We start from the raw sequence: 16761 nt of genomic DNA on the forward strand, positions 1-16761 counted from the left end.
CTAGTGCCAACCAGGGCATGCCAGGCGTCATGAGGGCTGGCGGACAAGACACTCGGCGGCTTGCACGATGTTTCCTTGTTTGATGAAAGGTATTGCCCAATTGCACCGGTCGCGCTGTCGGCCGGTGATGCAGGTTTCTCTCCGGGGTATCCACGTTCACACGCTGTGTGACGGGATGCCCTTCTTTTTGCCCGTATGACGGGCGCTGTGGGCATTCTCGCCCAGGCTTTCGCCCTGTCAGCACGCCGCCGTGAGATGTCGGCGGGTGCATGCTGGCGTGGGCATGGCCGTTGCCGGATTTCTCGTTGCTGATCCGGCAACGATGCGTCCGGGCCTTCACGGCCGGAGCGTGAGCGTGTGGCGCTGGCTGGAAGCGATTCCTCCGTGCGATGATTCTGCGTGTCGGATGCGCCCATGCACGTGGTGCATCTTCGGGCCGAGTCCGGTCCGTTTCCCCAAGCGATGATGGAGTCTGCATGTTGCATAAGTCCCTGGCCCTGATGGGCGCCTCTGTACTGGCCGTGTCACTGGCCGGTTGTGCCGCTACCGGTAACAGCTCTTCCAGCAACGCCGCCAGCTCCTCCAGCTCGTCCAGCTCCATGATGAGCCTTGCCAGCAGCATGCTGAGCAGCCAGACAGGCCAGTCCCTGCCGGCGGCCGACCTGATGTCCAGCCTGACCTCCCAGCTGGGTGTGTCCTCCACTCAGGCACTGGGTGGCTCTGCTGCCATGCTCGCACTGGCCCAGTCCCAGCTTGGCACCAGCGCGACCTCCGAGCTGTCCACCGACGTGCCGCAGCTGTCCAGCCTGACCAGCAGCAGCTCGCTGTCCACGCTCTCCAGTCTGGCGAGCCTGAGCGGCAACGACAATGCCACGGCATTGGCCAGCACCGTCGGCAATGTCGATGACAGCGCGTCTCTGGACAGCGCCTTCTCCGCGCTGGGCATGGACAGCAGCATGGTCTCCCAGTTCGCGCCGGTGCTGCTCAGCTACATGGGCGGCGAAGGCGTCAGCTCGACGCTGCTGAGCTCGCTGTCCAGCATGTGGGGCACCGGCTCCTGAGCCAGCCTCGTGCATGAGGTGTGAGGCTGCATTTTAAGCCCGCACATGAAAACGCCCCCGAGCCAGTGGCTCGGGGGCGTTTTCGTTTCAGTATGGCTGCCTGCGCAGGCAGCCGTGTCGGGATAGCCGTGTCGGGATAGTGCAGGCGCTTGATCAGTCGCCGTCGGCATCCGGTTGGGTGGTCTGACGGATGCGTTGTTCCTCGGCATCCACGACTTCGCCGTCTTCGGTGGCATGACGCGTCAGCGGGTTCTCCTCGCGACGCTTGGCGACCTTGGCGGCTGCCTCGCGCTGCTCGGGGGTCTTCGGCTGGCCGGCGGCCGAGCCATCGATCACGAACGGTGCCTGCATGGTGCGCACGTTGGCCGGCGGCGCGCCACCGTCCTTGTCCTGACCGAAGTACATGGTCATGTGCGGGAACGGGATCTCGATGCCAGCGGCGTCGAAGTGCTGCTTCACGAGCTTGTTGTACTCGCGGCCGATGGCCCACTGGTTGCCCGGGCTGGTCTTGATCATCACGCGGATGTTGACCGAGCTGTCGGCCAGGGCCGAGACGCCGGCGATGGTGACCGGTTCGAGAATCTCCGGACCATAGCTGCCTGCCTCGAGCTCATCGAAGGCCGCACGCAGGTGCACGATGGCGTGGTCGACATTCTCGCGATAGGAGATGCCGTATTCGCCGACATGGTAGGCGAAGTCACGCATGTAGTTGGAGACGGTATCCACCGACGAGAACGGCACGATATGGAAGGTGCCGGACAGGTCACGGATGCCCACCGAGCGGATGGTCAGGCGTTCCGCGGTACCGGTCACGCCACCGGCAGAGACCACATCGCCGGTGTTGATGGCGTTCTCCAGCTGGATGAACACCCCGGTGATGATGTCCTGCACCATCTTCTGCGCGCCGAAACCGATCGCCAGACCCAGTACCCCGGCACCGGCCAGCAGCGGCGCGATGTCGATGCCGATCTCGGACAGCACGATCATCGCGGTGAAGACGATCATCGCGATGGCGATGGCATTGCGGAACAGCGCCAGCAGGGTTTCCACCCGCGAGGAGGGCTTGCCCTTGCCGGTGTCCGGATTGAGCTTGTGCTCGATCAGGCTGGCGATGCCGACCCAGACCGCGATGGCGAAGGCGAGAATGAACAGCACATGGAAGATGCGCGACAGCAGCAGGGCACCGGCATCGGTTGCCAGCCACTCGCCGAGCGCCACGATGTGCCAGGCATTCAGCACCATGCCGACCACCACGATCAGGATGATGGCGCGCATGATGCGCAGCGCGGTGGGGATGTAGGAGTTGAGGCGCTTCTCGAGCAGCGGCAGCTGGCCGCGCAGCTTGTCGGAGATCTGGATGCGCTTGCCGATCAGCTGCGTCACCACGCGCGACAGCAGAGCGCCGCCGCCGATGGCGAGCAGCGTCTTGAGCGTCGCCCCCATCATGAACGGCAGCGCCTCTTCAGGCGTCGTCTGCGAGATGATGAACAGGGTGGCGAAGTAGGCCAGCGCGATCAGATGCCAGGTGCGCGCCAGAATGCGCAGGCACACGGCGATGAGCGCGTTGTTCGCCTCGCGGGCCTGAGTGAGCAGGCGGTCACGCAGAATGATGCGATTGCGCGAGATCACCACGATGGCCCAGACGAGGGTGATGGCCATGATCAGCAGATTGACGAAGCTGCCGACGGCCGGCGCCAGGTTGTTGTTGATCATCGGCACCACGACCAGGATGCCGTAGCCGATGAAGCCGGCCAGCATGGCCAGGGAGCGGTTCCAGTACCGCGCCACCTCATCCGGCATCGGCAGCAGACGCAGCCCCTTGTAGCCGGAGGAGAACAGCATGCGCATCAGGGCCTTGAACAGCTCGATGACCAGATAGGCGTTCAGGAACATCGACTCGCGCTGACCGATCACGCCCTGTTCGCCATAGGCGAAGATGGCGAGCAGATAGCCGCCGAGGAAGGCGAGACCGATGACCGCGATGTCCACCACCGCCGCGACCAGTACCGCCAGCAGGGTGCGCAGCAGCGGGCTGCGGTGCTGGCCATCCAGTGACCACTGGCTGACGCGCGAGAACAGCGGCTTGGCGAGTCTGCGCAGCACGAGGAACAGCGCGATGGTCGAGATGACGACCAGCCCGAGGCTTACGGCCTCGCTGGTGAAGCGACTCCAGTCGATCTCGTCGGCGTCCTCGTTGGCCAGACCGTCGAGGGTGCCCAGCATGCGGTCCAGCGTGGCGGAAAGATCCGCGACCAGGTCCTGGCTGATGGCCGCCAGCTGGCGCGACAATGACGGCGAGTCCTCGCTCAGGGTGACGTCTTCTCCCGCCACCTCGACGGCTTGTTCACTCGCCTTGCTGTCCAGCTGTCGCAGGCCTTCGATCAGGGCCTCGCGCTGACTGGGGTCTTCCAGCAGTGTGGCCAGGCTCTCGTAGGAGGATGTCGCGCCATCGCCGCTGCCGCCCTCGGCCGGGGCGGCATGGGACAGGCTGCTGAACCCGAGGCTCAACACCATCAACAGCATCATCAGGGCGGACATCAGCCAGGCAGGTCGCCATGAGTCCGGTTGGCGCGAGGCAGCAAGGGCGGGAGGGGAGTGCGGGGGTGTCGGAATCGCCACAGATGGCTTCTCCATGTCGGTGAGTGTGTGAGGCGTCGGGGTAGAGAGTGAGAGCAGGCTCCGCAGGTGCATCAGAGGCTCGCAAGCGTCCCATCAATAACGCGAGGATCTGTCAGGTAGATGTTGAAGGGGCGTCACGCGCGTCCTGCGCGCACGCCGAGCGAGAGTCCATCCCTCAGTTATCGGGGCACTTGGGGCTATCCCAACCCCTGCGGGGACTCCGCCAGAGACATTCTTGCGCACAGCCTGCGGCAGGCGCCGCCAACCTTCAAGGTCTTCAGACGCTGCTCGGGGGAGAGGCGTGACCTGCTGCCACGCAGGATGTTGCAATGTCGCGTTGCATGAACTGGTGTGGTGAGTCACAGGATGAGTCGGTATTGTTGCGATTGATTATTATTCGTTGTTCAGGTGTGATAGTCATGCGCACAGGGGCCGCCTTGCGGTATCGTCCTGCGCAGGATCACGCCTGCCTTCGCTTGAGTGCGAGATCATTTCCTTCATTTCGGAGTACTGCATGACCGTCTCGTCGACTGCTTTTACTGCTCGTGGCATGACCCGGCCTGCATGGTTCAAACAGGGCCTGATGGCGACCTTGGCGGTAGCGCTGATGGGGGCTTCCCTGTCTGCCGAGGCACGCAGTGTCGAGACGGCCTACGGTGAGCTGGATATCGAGGGTACGCCGCAGCGTGTCGTCACCCTGTACGAAGGCGCGCTGGATGTGGCCGTCGCCAGTCAGGTGACGCCGCTGGGCACCGTGACCACGCGTGGCGGTGATGGCGTGGCGAGCTATATCCAGCCGCAGGTGCCGGACATCAAGATCATCGGCACGCCGCGTGAATTCAATCTCGAGGCGATCGTCGCGCTCAAGCCGGACCTGATCCTGGCACCGCCGGGCCTCGACAAGACCCAGTACCAGCTGATGTCGCGTCTGGCGCCGACCGTCGTGCCGAGCGCTTCAGCGCTGAGCCAGCAGGGCTGGAAGGAGCAGAGTCGCGTCTATGCCGAGGCGCTGGGCGAGACGGCCGAAGCGGAACTCGAGACACGTCTGGCTGCCATCGACGCGCACGCCACGCGTCTGAAGGCCGAGATGACCACCCCGGAAACCGCCAGCCTGGTGCGTCGCATGCCGGGTGGTCTGATGGCGATGTCCGACCAGCTGTTTGCGACCGGCCTGATGGCGGCCAGCGGCTATGAGCTGGTCGGCGGTGATCTGGTCAAGCCGGGTCGCCCGCATTCCGATCCGCTCAGCGACGAGAACATGGCACGCATCGATGCGCAGACCATCTTCCTCGCCACCATGGACGATTCCTCTGATGCCGCGGTCGACGCCCTGGCGGCAGAACCGGCCTTCCAGCGTCTCGAGACAGCGGACCGCGACAGCCTGGTCGGCGTGAATGGCCAGCTGTGGACCAGCGCCAGTGGCCCGTTGGCCGCGGAAGCACTGCTGAAGGATATCGACCGGGCGCGCGATGATGGCTAGTCGCAGTCATGTCGGTGCACCACGTTTGATCCCTGCGCAGGCAGGGGACCTCCCGCAACCGCGACGCGGGAGGTGGTATGCAGGCTGAAGAGACTTCTTCACAGCTCCGCAGGCCACGCACACATGCCGCCCGGATGACCCACAAGGTCTCCGGGCGTCTTGCGTTGCGTCAGGTGATGCCGCTGGCCTGCCTGAGTGCCCTGCTGACCTGTCTGGCCAGCCTGCTGTGGGGGGCTGGCGATGTCGGCACCTGGCAGGCGCTGCAGGTGCTGGCCGGACAGGGCAGTGATCAGGCGCGCTTCGTGGTGCTCGAGCTACGCGCGCCGCGTACCCTGATCGGCATGGTGGTCGGCATGATGCTCGCCTGTGGCGGCGCCCTGATGCAGGTGGTGGCACGCAACCCGCTGGCGGAGCCGGGCTTGCTGGGCGTGAGTGCCGGGGCCTCCTTTGCCGTGGCCGTGGCGTTGTTGCTGGGGATGGAAGCGACCGGCATGCATGTGATGGTGGCGCAGAGTGGTGCGCTGCTGGGCTGTCTGTTCGTGATGAGTACCGTGCGGATGAGCGGCGCACGTCAGGACCCGGTGCGCCTGGTGCTGGCCGGCGCGGCGTTGTCGAGCCTGCTGGTGGCGCTGACGTCTCTGGCCTTGCTGATCGACCAGCGCGCGGCCGACGAGATCCGCTTCTGGGTGATCGGCAGCCTGGCCGGGCGCTCGCTGGAGGCGCTTTACAGCAGCCTGCCCAGTATCCTGCTCGCGGTGCTGCTGACGCTGTGGCTGGCGCGGCCGCTCTCCGCGATGGTGCTGGGTGAGCAGGTCGCCAGTGGCCTGGGCCATCATCCCAAGCGCGTGCGCAAGGTCGCGATTCTGGTGGTGGCGCTGCTGGTCGGTGCCGCGACGGCACTGGCCGGGCCGGTGGCCTTCGTCGGCCTCGCCGTGCCCTATGTGGCGCGTGCGCTGTGCGGCGCCGATGTGCGCCGTACGCTGTGGCTGTGCCTGCCGCTGGGCGTGACCATGCTGCTGAGCGCCGATGTGGTGTCGCGGCTGGTCGTGCCGCCCTCGGAGCTGCCGCTGGGGGTGCTGACGACCCTGATGGGTGCGCCCGTGCTGATTGCCGTGGTGCGTGCCCGCCGTCTGCCCACCCTGTAGTAGTTGGTGCCTCTGGCGCTTGCGGCGTGAACGATGATGGAGGCCAGGCTGGCGCGCATGCCGGCGCCATCGCCTCATTGCTTGAATCGACCGGCCCTGTCAGGCGTTGTCCTGACAGGGCCTTGTTTGGAATCGATGATGTCTAGACCTTCACCGCTTGATCCCCTCCGCTCGGCCCCTACCGGCACGCTCTGGTGGCGACATGGCAAGCTGTCCCTGTTGCTGTTGCGTGCGCCATTGCTGGCGGCCGGAATACTGCTGCTGGCGCTGCTGATGGCCAGTGTCGCCTCGCTGATGCTGGGCAGTGCCGGCCTCGGGCCGTGGGATGCCTTCAAGGCGGCCTTTGGGCACGGCGAGTTCGCCACCGTCTTCGTGGTGCAGGAACTGCGCCTGCCGCGCCTGCTGGCCGGTATCGCCACGGGCGCTGCCTTCTCGCTGGCGGGCTGTCTGATGCAGACCCTGGCCGGCAACCGTCTGGCGACACCCGGCATCATCGGCATCGACAATGGCGCGACCGCCTTCGCGGTGGCCTCCGTGGTCGGGATGGGCATCTCGCTGGCGCCGCCGGTCATGGCGCTGAGTGGTGCCGTGATCGCCACTGCGCTGGCCTTCGGGCTCTCCGGCGGCATCGGCACGCGCGGTTATCGCTTCCTGGTCGCCGGTATCGGGGTCGGGGCGCTGTTCGGGGCCGGAACGCAGCTGATGCTGGCAAGAGTCTCCATCGATGCCGCCAACAGCGCCTACCCGTGGACGGTCGGCAGCCTCAATGCGCGTGACGCCGATTCGCTCACCTGGCTGGGGCTGGCCCTGCTGATCGGCGTGCCGATCGCGCTCTGGCTGGGACGCGGGCTGAATACGCTGCGCTTCACCGACCGCGTGGCGACGGGGCTGGGACAGCCGGTGTCGCGTGTACGCCTGATCACGCTGTGGCTGTCGGTCGTGCTGACGGCGGCGGCCGTCGCGGTGGCCGGGCCGGTAGGCATGGTGGCGCTGGTGGGCCCCGAGATCGCACGCTACCTGTCGCGCCACAAGGGCGTGCCGCTGCTGGCCTCGGCGCTGGCCGGTGCGCTGGTGATGGTGCTGGCCGACCTCGCCGGTCGCACCCTGCTGTCGCCACTGGAAATCCCGGTAGGTATCGTGATGGCCGTGGTCGGCAGCCCTTATCTGCTGTGGATACTGCTGCGCAGCCCGCGCTAGCCGTTGCCCCTATTTTCCTGCTGAGCGGCCCAGGGCCAGCCCTTGCCGCTCAGCGTCGCACGACATGTTTCAGCGGCTGATGATGTTCCAGCGGCCGATGATGTTTCAGGAGAGTGCGCCATGAGCGCTGAGACGATGCTTGATCCGCGAGCGATGAATTCCCCGGCCGATCGCCACGCTGCGGCCACCACCGATACCCTGCGAGCGAACGAGCTGTCGCTGGGCTATGGCGCGCGCCAGCGCCATGTCACCGTGATCGATTCGCTGACCTTGGGGCTGCCCGACGGCAAGGTGACGGCGATCGTCGGGCCCAACGGCTGTGGCAAGTCGACACTGCTGGCAGGGCTGGCTCGCTTGCAGTTGCCTGAGTCAGGCGCGGTGCTGCTGGAAGGCAAGGACATTCACGCCTACAAGCGGCGCGAAGTGGCACAGCGCATCGCGCTGCTGCCCCAGGAGACTCACTCGCCCGAGGGGGTGACGGTGCATGAGCTGGTGCGTTTCGGTCGCCAGCCCTATCAGGGCGCGCTGAGTCAGTGGTCAGAGGAAGATCAGCGGCTGGTGGCCGAGGCGATGGCCGCCGCCGACATCGAGAGACTGGCGGACCGTGAGCTGGCCTCGATGTCCGGTGGGCAGCGCCAGCGTGCCTGGATCGCCATGGCGCTGGCACAGCAGACGCCCTTGCTGCTGCTGGATGAGCCGACCTCGGCGCTGGATCTCGGCCACCAGATCGAGGTCTTCGAGCTGATCCAGCGTCTGGCCCATGAAGAGGGCAAGACCATCGTGATGGTGGTGCATGATCTGGCCAGCGCCTGCCGCTATGCCGACCACATCGTGGCCATGCACGCAGGTCGCGTGATCGCCGAGGGTGCGCCCGCCGAGGTGGTGACGCCGGAGCTGGTGCGCAAGCTCTATGGGGTCGAGTGCCGCCTGATCCCCGATCCCGACACCGGCACGCCGCTGCTGATCGGTGTACGCCGCACCAGCGAGCGCCTGAGCGGCAGCGCGACCTGAACCCGAGGCTGTGGCCATGATGGGCGCTGTGGCGCCTGCGTGGCCGCTGCCGGGCCTTGCGCAGGCCTGAAGGAGGGGCTTGGGAGGGCCTGAGAGGGAGACTTGAACGGCGGCTTGATAGGGCGACTTGAGGGGCGGTCTGCCTCTGTCAGAAAAGACCAGCCAGAACTGATCGCCCACAAACAGAAAGGCCTCCCCGAAGGGAGGCCTTTCTGTCACGGATATGGTGGAGGCGACGGGAGTCGAACCCGTGTCCGCCGGCACTCCGCCTTCGGCTCTACATGCTTAGTTTCATTATTTGATTTAACACTACTGCCGCCAATGAACAGGCTACAGCAATGCGATTCTCTGAGTTTTAATCTCGACCTTAGAGACGTCGGCCAAGACGATCCTGTTTATACGGGCTCGTTCTCAATCCACCTTGAACAGGCGCAACGGTATCATGAGCAGCTTATGCAGCTAGAGCGTAGTTGTCGTCGTTTGCGACTATATATTTGCAACGTTTTATTTACGAGATACGTTACGATCTCGGCATGCACCTCAGGGTTTGCCACCAGCGTCGAATGCCAGAACGCCCCCATAACAGTGTTACCACTTTACTGCGTTGCTACGTCTTCATCATAACAGGTGGGGACTGTGCTACGCCAGTTCAAGCGTTCAGGAAAATTTCTGACCTGACAGTAGCTTGCTGGCGTGAGCTCCCTCACGCTGCCCTCAGCGGTCGCGCAGGATACGGGCTTTCTGACGGTTCCAGTCACGGTCTTTCTCGGTGGCGCGCTTGTCGTGCAGCTTCTTGCCTTCCACCAGCGCGATCTCGCACTTCACGATCGCATTCTTCCAGTACAGCTTGACCGGCACACAGGTGTGGCCCTTGTCCTGGGTGCGCGAGAAGATGCGTGCGATCTGCTTCTTGTGCAACAGCAGCTTGCGCGTGCGCTGCGGGTCCGCCACCGCGTGGGTGTTGGCGGTTTCCAGCGGATGGATGTGGCAGCCCAGCAGCCAGGCTTCGGCATTCTTGATCACGATATAGGTATCGGTCAGCTGGCCCTTGCCTGCGCGCAGCGCCTTCACTTCCCAGCCTGCCAGTACCAGACCCGCTTCGAAGGTTTCCTCGATGTGGTACTCGTGGCGTGCCTTCTTGTTCTGGGCGATCAGATTGCCGCCCTGTTCGGGTTTCTTTTTCTTGCCCATGTTGCCTCATTTGTCGTGTGCGCCTGCCGTCATCCAGTGTGGATATGGCACATCCTTCTGGATGGGGGGAGGCGTGTTACCATTCAAGGCCAGACGGCACTTCATGCGCCGGCCCATTGTTCATGATACGCATGCTGCGTATCCAAGTCAGCGGAGAGCTAGATGCCTACGGTCAACCGGTCTGCCCTGGTGCGGCATTCGGCCCGGGCAATGTTCGATCTGGTCAATGATTTCGAGCGTTATCCCGAATTCCTGTCCGGCTGCAGCAACGCGGAATTGCTGGAACGTGATGAGGACCATCTCAAGGGCAGGCTCACCCTGTCCAAGGCAGGCATGCAGCAGAGCTTCGTCACGCGCAATGACCTGTATGCCCCCGAGCGGATAGAGCTGAACCTGGTCGATGGCCCCTTCAAGCGTCTGCAGGGGACCTGGCTGTTCACGCCACTGGGCGAAGATGCCTGCAAGGTCTCGCTCGAGATGGACTTCGAGTTCAGCAATCGCCTGCTGGGCATGGCGTTCGGCAAGCTGTTCAGTCAGGTCGCCGCTCAGATGGTCGAGGCCTTCACGCGCCGCGCTGACCAGATCTATACCCAGCGCTGACACATGGCCGTTGGCCAGGGTGGAACGCCGCGCAGGTGATATATCGCACAGGTGGTATATAAAGGTGGCGAGAGCAAAGGAGCAGACATGACAGACAGAATCACGGTCGAGGTGGCCTATGCGCTGCCCGACAAGCAGAAGATCGTCTCGCTGGCGGTCGCCCCCGGCACCACGGCGCGCGAGGCCGTGCGCATGGCGCGTCTGGAGCAGCACTTTCCGACGATTGCCGCCGAGGTGTTTCTCGAGGCGGACCTGGGCATCTTCGGCAAGGCGCTGCGCAAACCCGATGAGCATGTGCTGGACGCCGGGGATCGAGTCGAGGTCTATCGCGCCTTGATCACCGACCCCAAGCTTGCGCGCAAGCGGCGCGCCGACAAGGCTGCTCGCGCCGCTCAGTAAGACGAGATGTAGGCGAGAATCAAAAACAGCGGGGCACCTTGAAAGGTGCCCCGCTGTTTTTCTGGCTTGTCACTGAGTGAAGAGGACAGTGATCAGCGCTCTTCAGGCAGGTCGGCTGCGCCTGCCTTGGGTTCAGCACGGTTAGGCTGTGCCGCGCGAGGGTCGATGTCCAGGTCCGGCACGATGACGGTTTCCTGGTCGATGTCGCCGCTCTTGTCGATGTTGGAGAGTGAATCGCCTGCGAAGGTCAACGTCACGCGCTTGTTGATGATTTCGCCATCCGCTTTCTTGAGGCGATAGACGTAGTCCCAGCTATCCTCACTGAAGGGGGCGGTCAGCAGCGGTGAGCCCATCACGTAGATGACCTGTTCGCGGCTCATGCCCGGCTTCAATTGCTCGACCATTTCCGGCTTGATCAGGTTGCCCTGAGGAAGGTCGCGCTTGTAGACGCTGAAGTAGCTGCACCCGGTGAGCAGCGACAGGGCGCTGCAAAAGGCGACTGTTTTGATCAAGTTTTGCATTTGCCCTGAAGATTCCCTATCGTTTTGCCTTGGCCGATCATACCTGATACATCAAGCGACTGCGAAGAGTACCCCAGCATGGCCGATCAGAACCATGAACTGCGCAAGGCGGGACTCAAGGTAACCCTACCGCGAGTCAAGATCCTGCAGATCCTCGAGAAATCGACGGATCGACACCTGAGTGCCGAGGACGTGTACAAGGCGTTGCTTGAGGCTGGCGAAGATGTCGGTCTGGCGACGGTTTATCGTGTGCTCACCCAGTTTGAAACAGCGGGACTGGTGATGCGTCACAACTTCGATGGCGGTCACGCCGTCTTCGAACTGTCCCAGGAAGAACACCATGACCACATGGTATGTCTGGACAGCGGCGAGATCATAGAGTTCTGTGATCCCGAGATCGAGCGCCGTCAGCGCGAGATCGTCGAGGAGCACGGCTATGAGCTGGTCGAGCATGCGCTAGTGCTCTACGTGCGCCCCAAGGGCGACAAGAGCGACAGCTGACGCGGGTTGCGTCAGGGATGACGTGGCCGGAGAGCCTTCTCCGGCCAGATACACGAACGGCCGCCCTCAGGGGCGGCCGTTCGTGTATCTGGCGTTCATGTTTCCTCAATCCATGACTCTGGCGTTCGTCTTGTTGAGGAGCATCATTGGACGAATGGACGTCGCTGGCAGTGCATGAACGGCGACTTTGACGACAGCGCTCAGTGGCGGCTGTCGGCAGCGCCCAGCATCTCGCGGGCATGGGCGAGGGTCTGCTCGGAAAGGTGAATGCCGCCCAGCATGCGTGCCAGCTCGCGCACACGGCCGCTTTCATCCAGTAGCGCCATGTGCGTGCGGGTCGTGTCCTTCTCGGCCTGCTTCTCTATATGCAGGTGCTGATGCGCCTGTGCGGCGACCTGCGGCAGGTGAGTGACGGTCAGCACCTGGCCCTTGTCGCCCAGGCGACGCAGCAGCTGACCGACGATCTCGGCGGTAGCGCCGGAGATACCGACATCGACTTCATCGAAGACCAGGCTGGGGATGGTCGAGCGACTGGCAGCCACGACCTGGATCGCCAGTGACACACGCGAGAGCTCGCCGCCGGAGGCGACCTTGGCCAGCGCACGTGGCGGCTGGCCCGGGTTGGCGCTGATGCGGAAGTGGATGCGTTCCATGCCCTCGGGCTGCGGGCGCTCCCGCGCCTCGATGGCGACCTCGAAGGTGGCCTTGCCCATGCCGAGGAAGGCCAGCTGGTCCTGGATGTCGCTGGCCAGTTGCGGGGCGGCAGTGGCGCGTTTGGCGCTTACCTCACTCGCCAGCCCCTTCCAGGCCTCGCGACGCTGAGCCACTTCTTCGCGCAAGGCTTCGATGGCCTCCTCATCGCCACCCAGGCCGTCGAGTTCTTCGCTCAGGCGCTGATGAAGGCCATGCAGCTCGTCCGGCATCACATGATGCTTGCGTGCGATCTGGTGAATGCGGCTCAGGCGCTCATCGACGAAGGCCAGACGCTCGGGATCGAGTTCGGTGACTTCCACGAAGCGATGCAGTTCACGCGCCGCTTCTTCTATCTGGATGCGCGCTTCCTCGAGCATACCCAGTGCGCTGGCCAGTGAGCCATGCTCGTTGCCCGGCAGATGTGCCAGGCGCGCCAGGGCCTGGTTGAGGCGTGGCAACGCACCTTCTTCGTCGTGATCACAGCATTCGGCGGCGGACTGCGCCTCGGCCAGAATCTGCTCGGCATTGGCCAGCGTTTCCTGCTCCTGCTCCAGGGCTTCCAGCTCCCCTTCGCACAGCGCCAGTTCATCGAGCTCCTCGACCTGATAGCGCAGCAGCTGGCGGCGCGCACGCACCTCATCGCCATCATTGCTCATGCGCTTGAGGCGACGATGCGCCTCCTGCCAGTGACGGAAGTCCTCGCGCAACTGGGCAGCCTGAGTCTCCAGGCCCGCATATTCGTCGAGCTGACGCAGATGCGTCTCTTCCTTGAGCAGGGAGTGATGGGCGTGCTGGGAATGGATGTCGATCAGGTGCTCGCCCAGCTCGCGCAGGTCGGCGATGGTGCAGGGCGTGCCGTTGATCCAGGCCTTGGAGCGGCCGCTGGCGGTGATGACGCGACGCAGCAGGCAGTCGTCGCTGCCCAGTTCGCGCTCATCCAGCCACTGACGGGCGTCGCCAAGCTCATTGATATCGAAACGCGCGATGAGGTCGGCGCGGTCGGCGCCATGCCGCACGCTGCCGGCATCGGCACGCTCGCCCAGACACAGGCCGAGGGCGCCGAGCAGGATGGACTTGCCGGCACCAGTCTCGCCGGTGATGGCGGTCATGCCGCGGCGGAAATCGAGTTCCAGCGTTTCGACGATGGCAAAATCTTGGATGGCGAGTTGCAGCAGCATGACTACCTCCGAGGGGGCTTTGACGTACGCCGTGCTGGGAGAACATCAGCGGACCCGGACTCGATGGGCGGGCTACGGTGTCGCCATACAGTATGTTTATACAGTGAACATGGCTTTTTATACAGCACGTTCGGGTGGCCTTCAATCCATGCCGGACTCAGTGGGGAGAAAAGCCTGCGGCAAGGCTTGAGAAGCGATGTGCTGTCCCCATATAGAGGCACTGACACTTTCAGTCGGCAGCAATGGCCTGGCCTTGCTGCCTCTCAAGGCAACTCATGGCCTGTCTGTCAGCCAGTACGCGTGATGCTTCGCGACAAGCTCAGCAGGCCACGAATCAGGGCAATGGCGCATAGACGCCGGCCCGCAGGAGATCAGCATGGCTCAGGACCCGCAGACCCCGATGGATGAAGAGCTTCAGCGTGCCGCTCGCGATGCCGAGCCGCAGCCGGAAACGCCGGAAGGTGAAGTGATCGACAACGTACTGGATGCCGACGATACCGGCGCCGAAGGCTCTCTGGTGGACAACCCGGAAGCCGAGATGCTGGCCGCCCAGGTCGAAGAGCTTGAGCAGGCCGTCAAGGAAGCCAAGGACCAGGCGCTGCGTGCGGCTGCCGATGCGCAGAACGCGCGCCGTCGTGCCGAGCAGGACGCCGAGAAGGCGCGCAAGTTCGCGCTGGAGAAGTTCGTCAAGGAAATGCTGCCGGTGGTGGATTCCCTCGAGAAGGCACTGGAATCCATGTCGGGTGACGAAGCGGCCAAGACCCACGTCGAAGGCATCGAGATGACCTTGAAAATGCAGCTGGATGCCCTGAACAAGTCAGGCGTCGAGCAGCTGGATCCGCACGGCGAGCCCTTCGATCCGGAATACCATCAGGCTGTCGCCATGGTGCCGTCCCCGGACGCGGAGCCGAACAGCGTCATTGACGTGATGCAGAAGGGTTACACCCTCAATGGCCGCCTGGTGCGTCCGGCGATGGTGGCAGTCAGCAAGGCCTCCTGAGGCCTGCGCGCTCCCGACGCCCGATAGGCGTTGGATCGCGCCCTGTGGGGGCTCAGGGCGATCCGGCCCGGGAAAATTTGCCCGGCCGGGTCTTGAAACCCTGACACGCGACCCCATCTAGAGAAACAAGTTCAGGCACCGACACAAGGTGCCGACATCCAGACTTATCTTTCAGGCTAGCAACAGATTCGAGGTATACGATTATGGGACGCATCATCGGTATTGACTTGGGTACTACCAACTCCTGTGTGGCAGTGCTCGACGGCGAGAAAACCAAGGTCATCGAAAACGCTGAAGGCGGTCGCACCACACCGTCCATCATCGCTTACACCGACGACAACGAGATTCTGGTCGGCCAGTCGGCCAAGCGTCAGGCAGTGACCAACCCGGAGAACACTCTCTTCGCGGTCAAGCGCCTGATCGGTCGCAAGTTCAAGGATGATGTGGTTCAGAAAGACATCAAGATGGTGCCGTACAAGATTGTCGAAGCCGACAACGGCGACGCCTGGGTGCAGGTGAAAGACAAGAAGATGGCACCGCCGCAGATCAGTGCGGAAATCCTCAAGAAGATGAAGAAGACCGCGGAAGACTACCTCGGTGAAGAAGTCACCGAAGCCGTCATCACCGTGCCGGCCTACTTCAACGATTCCCAGCGTCAGGCGACCAAGGACGCCGGCCGCATCGCGGGTCTCGACGTCAAGCGCATCATCAACGAGCCGACTGCCGCAGCCCTCGCCTACGGCATGGACAAGTCTCGTGGTGACAAGACCATCGCGGTCTACGACCTGGGTGGCGGTACCTTCGATATCTCCATCATCGAAGTCGCCGACGTCGACGGTGAGACCCAGTTCGAAGTGCTCGCCACCAACGGCGACACCTTCCTGGGTGGTGAAGATTTCGACATGCACCTGATCAACTACCTGGTTGACCAGTTCAAGGCAGACAGTGGTATCGATCTGTCCGGCGACAACCTCGCCATGCAGCGTCTGAAGGAAGCCGCCGAGAAGGCCAAGATCGAGCTGTCCAGCGCTCAGCAGACCGACGTGAACCTGCCCTACATCACGGCTGACAACACCGGTCCGAAGCACCTGAACGTCAAGGTGACTCGTTCCAAGCTCGAGTCTCTGGTCGACGACCTGGTCGCACGCTCCCTGAAGCCGTGCCAGACCGCGCTGTCCGACGCCGGCCTGTCCGCCTCCGAGATCGACGACGTCATCCTGGTCGGTGGTCAGACCCGCATGCCGCTGGTGCAGTCCAAGGTGGCCGAGTTCTTCGGCAAGGAAGCCCGCAAGGACGTCAACCCGGATGAAGCGGTCGCCGTCGGTGCCGGCATCCAGGGCGGCGTGCTGGGCGGCGACGTCAAGGACGTGCTGCTGCTGGACGTGACGCCGCTGACCCTCGGTATCGAGACCATGGGTGGCGTGCTGACGCCGCTGATCGAGAAGAACACCACCATCCCGACCAAGAAGTCTCAGGTGTTCTCCACCGCTGACGACAACCAGGGCGCGGTGACCATCCACGTCCTGCAGGGTGAGCGCAAGCAGGCCGCGCAGAACAAGTCTCTGGGTCGTTTCGACCTGGCCGACATTCCGCCGGCACCGCGCGGTGTGCCGCAGATCGAAGTCGCCTTCGACCTGGATGCCAACGGTATCCTGAACGTGTCCGCCAAGGACAAGGCGACCGGCAAGGAACAGTCCATCGTCATCAAGTCTTCCGGCGGCCTGTCCGACGACGAGATCGAACAGATGGTGCGTGACGCGGAAGCCAACGCCGACGAAGACAAGAAGTTCGAGGAAATGGTCCAGCTGCGCAATCAGGCCGACGGCATGATTCACGCGACCAAGAAGACCCTGACCGAAGCCGGTGACAAGGCCGAAGCCAGCGAGAAGGAAACCATCGAGACGGCGATCTCCGAGCTGGAAGAAGCCCTGAAAGGCGACGACAAGGATGCGATCCAGGCCAAGCTGGATGCACTGACCGAAGCGTCCGGCAACCTGGCGCAGAAGCTCTACGCCGAGCAGGGCGCCCAGGGTGAGCAGGCTGCCGAAGGTCAGGCTGGCAAGAAGCAGGACGACGACGTGGTTGACGCCGAGTACGAGGAAGTCAACGACGACAAGAAGTCCTGAGGGATTTCTTGAACGACGTCTGATGACAGCGCGGGAGCC

General features: G+C 63.6%; 14 protein-coding genes and 1 other RNA gene. 10 read left to right on the forward strand and 5 right to left on the reverse strand.

Annotation, left to right across the window (positions count from 1 at the left end):
• Nucleotides 1-476: 476 nt before the first annotated feature.
• A complete protein-coding gene (locus tag QD356_RS14560; protein ID WP_159055812.1) occupies nt 477-1061 on the forward strand; it encodes a DUF2780 domain-containing protein in 585 nt (194 codons plus the stop codon).
• A 153-nt stretch (nt 1062-1214) separates the two neighbouring features.
• On the opposite strand, the gene QD356_RS14565 is transcribed toward QD356_RS14560, so the two are convergent.
• Nucleotides 1215-3599: a mechanosensitive ion channel domain-containing protein gene (locus QD356_RS14565; protein WP_192839079.1), complete on the reverse strand. Its 2385-nt coding sequence runs from the start codon at nt 3597-3599 to the stop codon at nt 1215-1217.
• 664 nt (nt 3600-4263) lie between these two features.
• On the opposite strand from QD356_RS14565, the gene QD356_RS14570 reads away from it, so the two are divergent.
• The 4 genes from QD356_RS14570 (at nt 4264) to QD356_RS14585 (ending at nt 8513) form a co-directional block, all read left to right on the forward strand.
• Nucleotides 4264-5160 (forward strand): ABC transporter substrate-binding protein, encoded by an 897-nt coding sequence (locus tag QD356_RS14570; protein WP_225996605.1) that lies wholly within the window; start codon nt 4264-4266, stop codon nt 5158-5160.
• 176 nt (nt 5161-5336) lie between these two features.
• Entirely contained in the window at nt 5337-6305 is a 969-nt protein-coding gene (locus QD356_RS14575) for an iron ABC transporter permease (protein ID WP_225996622.1), read from the forward strand.
• A gap of 138 nt (nt 6306-6443) precedes the next feature.
• Entirely contained in the window at nt 6444-7502 is a 1059-nt protein-coding gene (locus tag QD356_RS14580; RefSeq protein ID WP_082388719.1) for an iron ABC transporter permease, read from the forward strand.
• Nucleotides 7503-7655: 153 nt separating this feature from the next.
• Nucleotides 7656-8513, forward strand: a complete 858-nt coding sequence (locus QD356_RS14585) for an ABC transporter ATP-binding protein (RefSeq protein ID WP_192839118.1) — start codon at nt 7656-7658, stop codon at nt 8511-8513.
• A 224-nt stretch (nt 8514-8737) separates the two neighbouring features.
• On the opposite strand, the gene ssrA is transcribed toward QD356_RS14585, so the two are convergent.
• Both ssrA and smpB read right to left on the reverse strand, forming a co-directional pair.
• Nucleotides 8738-9092: a transfer-messenger RNA gene (gene ssrA / locus QD356_RS14590) on the reverse strand.
• 135 nt (nt 9093-9227) lie between these two features.
• Nucleotides 9228-9704: an SsrA-binding protein SmpB gene (gene smpB / locus QD356_RS14595; protein WP_043333345.1), complete on the reverse strand. Its 477-nt coding sequence runs from the start codon at nt 9702-9704 to the stop codon at nt 9228-9230.
• 162 nt (nt 9705-9866) lie between these two features.
• On the opposite strand from smpB, the gene QD356_RS14600 reads away from it, so the two are divergent.
• A complete protein-coding gene (locus QD356_RS14600; RefSeq protein WP_043333347.1) occupies nt 9867-10304 on the forward strand; it encodes a type II toxin-antitoxin system RatA family toxin in 438 nt (145 codons plus the stop codon).
• Between the two features lie 87 nt (nt 10305-10391).
• A complete protein-coding gene (locus QD356_RS14605; protein WP_043333350.1) occupies nt 10392-10703 on the forward strand; it encodes an RnfH family protein in 312 nt (103 codons plus the stop codon).
• 92 nt (nt 10704-10795) lie between these two features.
• On the opposite strand, the gene bamE is transcribed toward QD356_RS14605, so the two are convergent.
• The gene (bamE, locus tag QD356_RS14610) at nt 10796-11224 is read right to left on the reverse strand and encodes an outer membrane protein assembly factor BamE (protein WP_052384519.1); all 429 of its coding nucleotides are present in this window, start codon (nt 11222-11224) and stop codon (nt 10796-10798) included.
• A gap of 78 nt (nt 11225-11302) precedes the next feature.
• Between bamE and fur the strand changes: the two genes are divergently transcribed.
• Nucleotides 11303-11725 (forward strand): ferric iron uptake transcriptional regulator, encoded by a 423-nt coding sequence (gene fur / locus QD356_RS14615; RefSeq protein ID WP_043333352.1) that lies wholly within the window; start codon nt 11303-11305, stop codon nt 11723-11725.
• A 200-nt stretch (nt 11726-11925) separates the two neighbouring features.
• Here the strand turns inward: fur and recN are convergent, their stop codons facing one another.
• Complete coding sequence (gene recN / locus QD356_RS14620) at nt 11926-13596, reverse strand: DNA repair protein RecN (protein WP_192839081.1); 1671 nt, start codon at nt 13594-13596, stop codon at nt 11926-11928.
• Nucleotides 13597-13972: 376 nt separating this feature from the next.
• On the opposite strand from recN, the gene grpE reads away from it, so the two are divergent.
• Nucleotides 13973-14596, forward strand: a complete 624-nt coding sequence (gene grpE, locus QD356_RS14625; RefSeq protein ID WP_043333357.1) for a nucleotide exchange factor GrpE — start codon at nt 13973-13975, stop codon at nt 14594-14596.
• Between the two features lie 203 nt (nt 14597-14799).
• Nucleotides 14800-16722: a molecular chaperone DnaK gene (dnaK, locus tag QD356_RS14630; protein ID WP_192839082.1), complete on the forward strand. Its 1923-nt coding sequence runs from the start codon at nt 14800-14802 to the stop codon at nt 16720-16722.
• The last annotated feature ends 39 nt before the right edge of the window (nt 16723-16761 follow it).

The sequence above is a fragment of the Cobetia sp. 2AS genome, from assembly GCF_029846355.1.
GTDB lineage: Bacteria > Pseudomonadota > Gammaproteobacteria > Pseudomonadales > Halomonadaceae > Cobetia > Cobetia amphilecti.

Coding starts and splice junctions, on each gene's coding strand:
- QD356_RS14560 (WP_159055812.1), top strand. CDS start 477: ATGTTGCATAAGTCCCTGGCCCTGATGGGCGCCTCTGTACTGGCCGTG.
- QD356_RS14565 (WP_192839079.1), bottom strand. CDS start 3,599: ATGTCCGCCCTGATGATGCTGTTGATGGTGTTGAGCCTCGGGTTCAGC.
- QD356_RS14570 (WP_225996605.1), top strand. CDS start 4,264: ATGGCGACCTTGGCGGTAGCGCTGATGGGGGCTTCCCTGTCTGCCGAG.
- QD356_RS14575 (WP_225996622.1), top strand. CDS start 5,337: ATGCCGCTGGCCTGCCTGAGTGCCCTGCTGACCTGTCTGGCCAGCCTG.
- QD356_RS14580 (WP_082388719.1), top strand. CDS start 6,444: ATGTCTAGACCTTCACCGCTTGATCCCCTCCGCTCGGCCCCTACCGGC.
- QD356_RS14585 (WP_192839118.1), top strand. CDS start 7,656: ATGAATTCCCCGGCCGATCGCCACGCTGCGGCCACCACCGATACCCTG.
- smpB (WP_043333345.1), bottom strand. CDS start 9,704: ATGGGCAAGAAAAAGAAACCCGAACAGGGCGGCAATCTGATCGCCCAG.
- QD356_RS14600 (WP_043333347.1), top strand. CDS start 9,867: ATGCCTACGGTCAACCGGTCTGCCCTGGTGCGGCATTCGGCCCGGGCA.
- QD356_RS14605 (WP_043333350.1), top strand. CDS start 10,392: ATGACAGACAGAATCACGGTCGAGGTGGCCTATGCGCTGCCCGACAAG.
- bamE (WP_052384519.1), bottom strand. CDS start 11,224: ATGCAAAACTTGATCAAAACAGTCGCCTTTTGCAGCGCCCTGTCGCTG.
- fur (WP_043333352.1), top strand. CDS start 11,303: ATGGCCGATCAGAACCATGAACTGCGCAAGGCGGGACTCAAGGTAACC.
- recN (WP_192839081.1), bottom strand. CDS start 13,596: ATGCTGCTGCAACTCGCCATCCAAGATTTTGCCATCGTCGAAACGCTG.
- grpE (WP_043333357.1), top strand. CDS start 13,973: ATGGCTCAGGACCCGCAGACCCCGATGGATGAAGAGCTTCAGCGTGCC.
- dnaK (WP_192839082.1), top strand. CDS start 14,800: ATGGGACGCATCATCGGTATTGACTTGGGTACTACCAACTCCTGTGTG.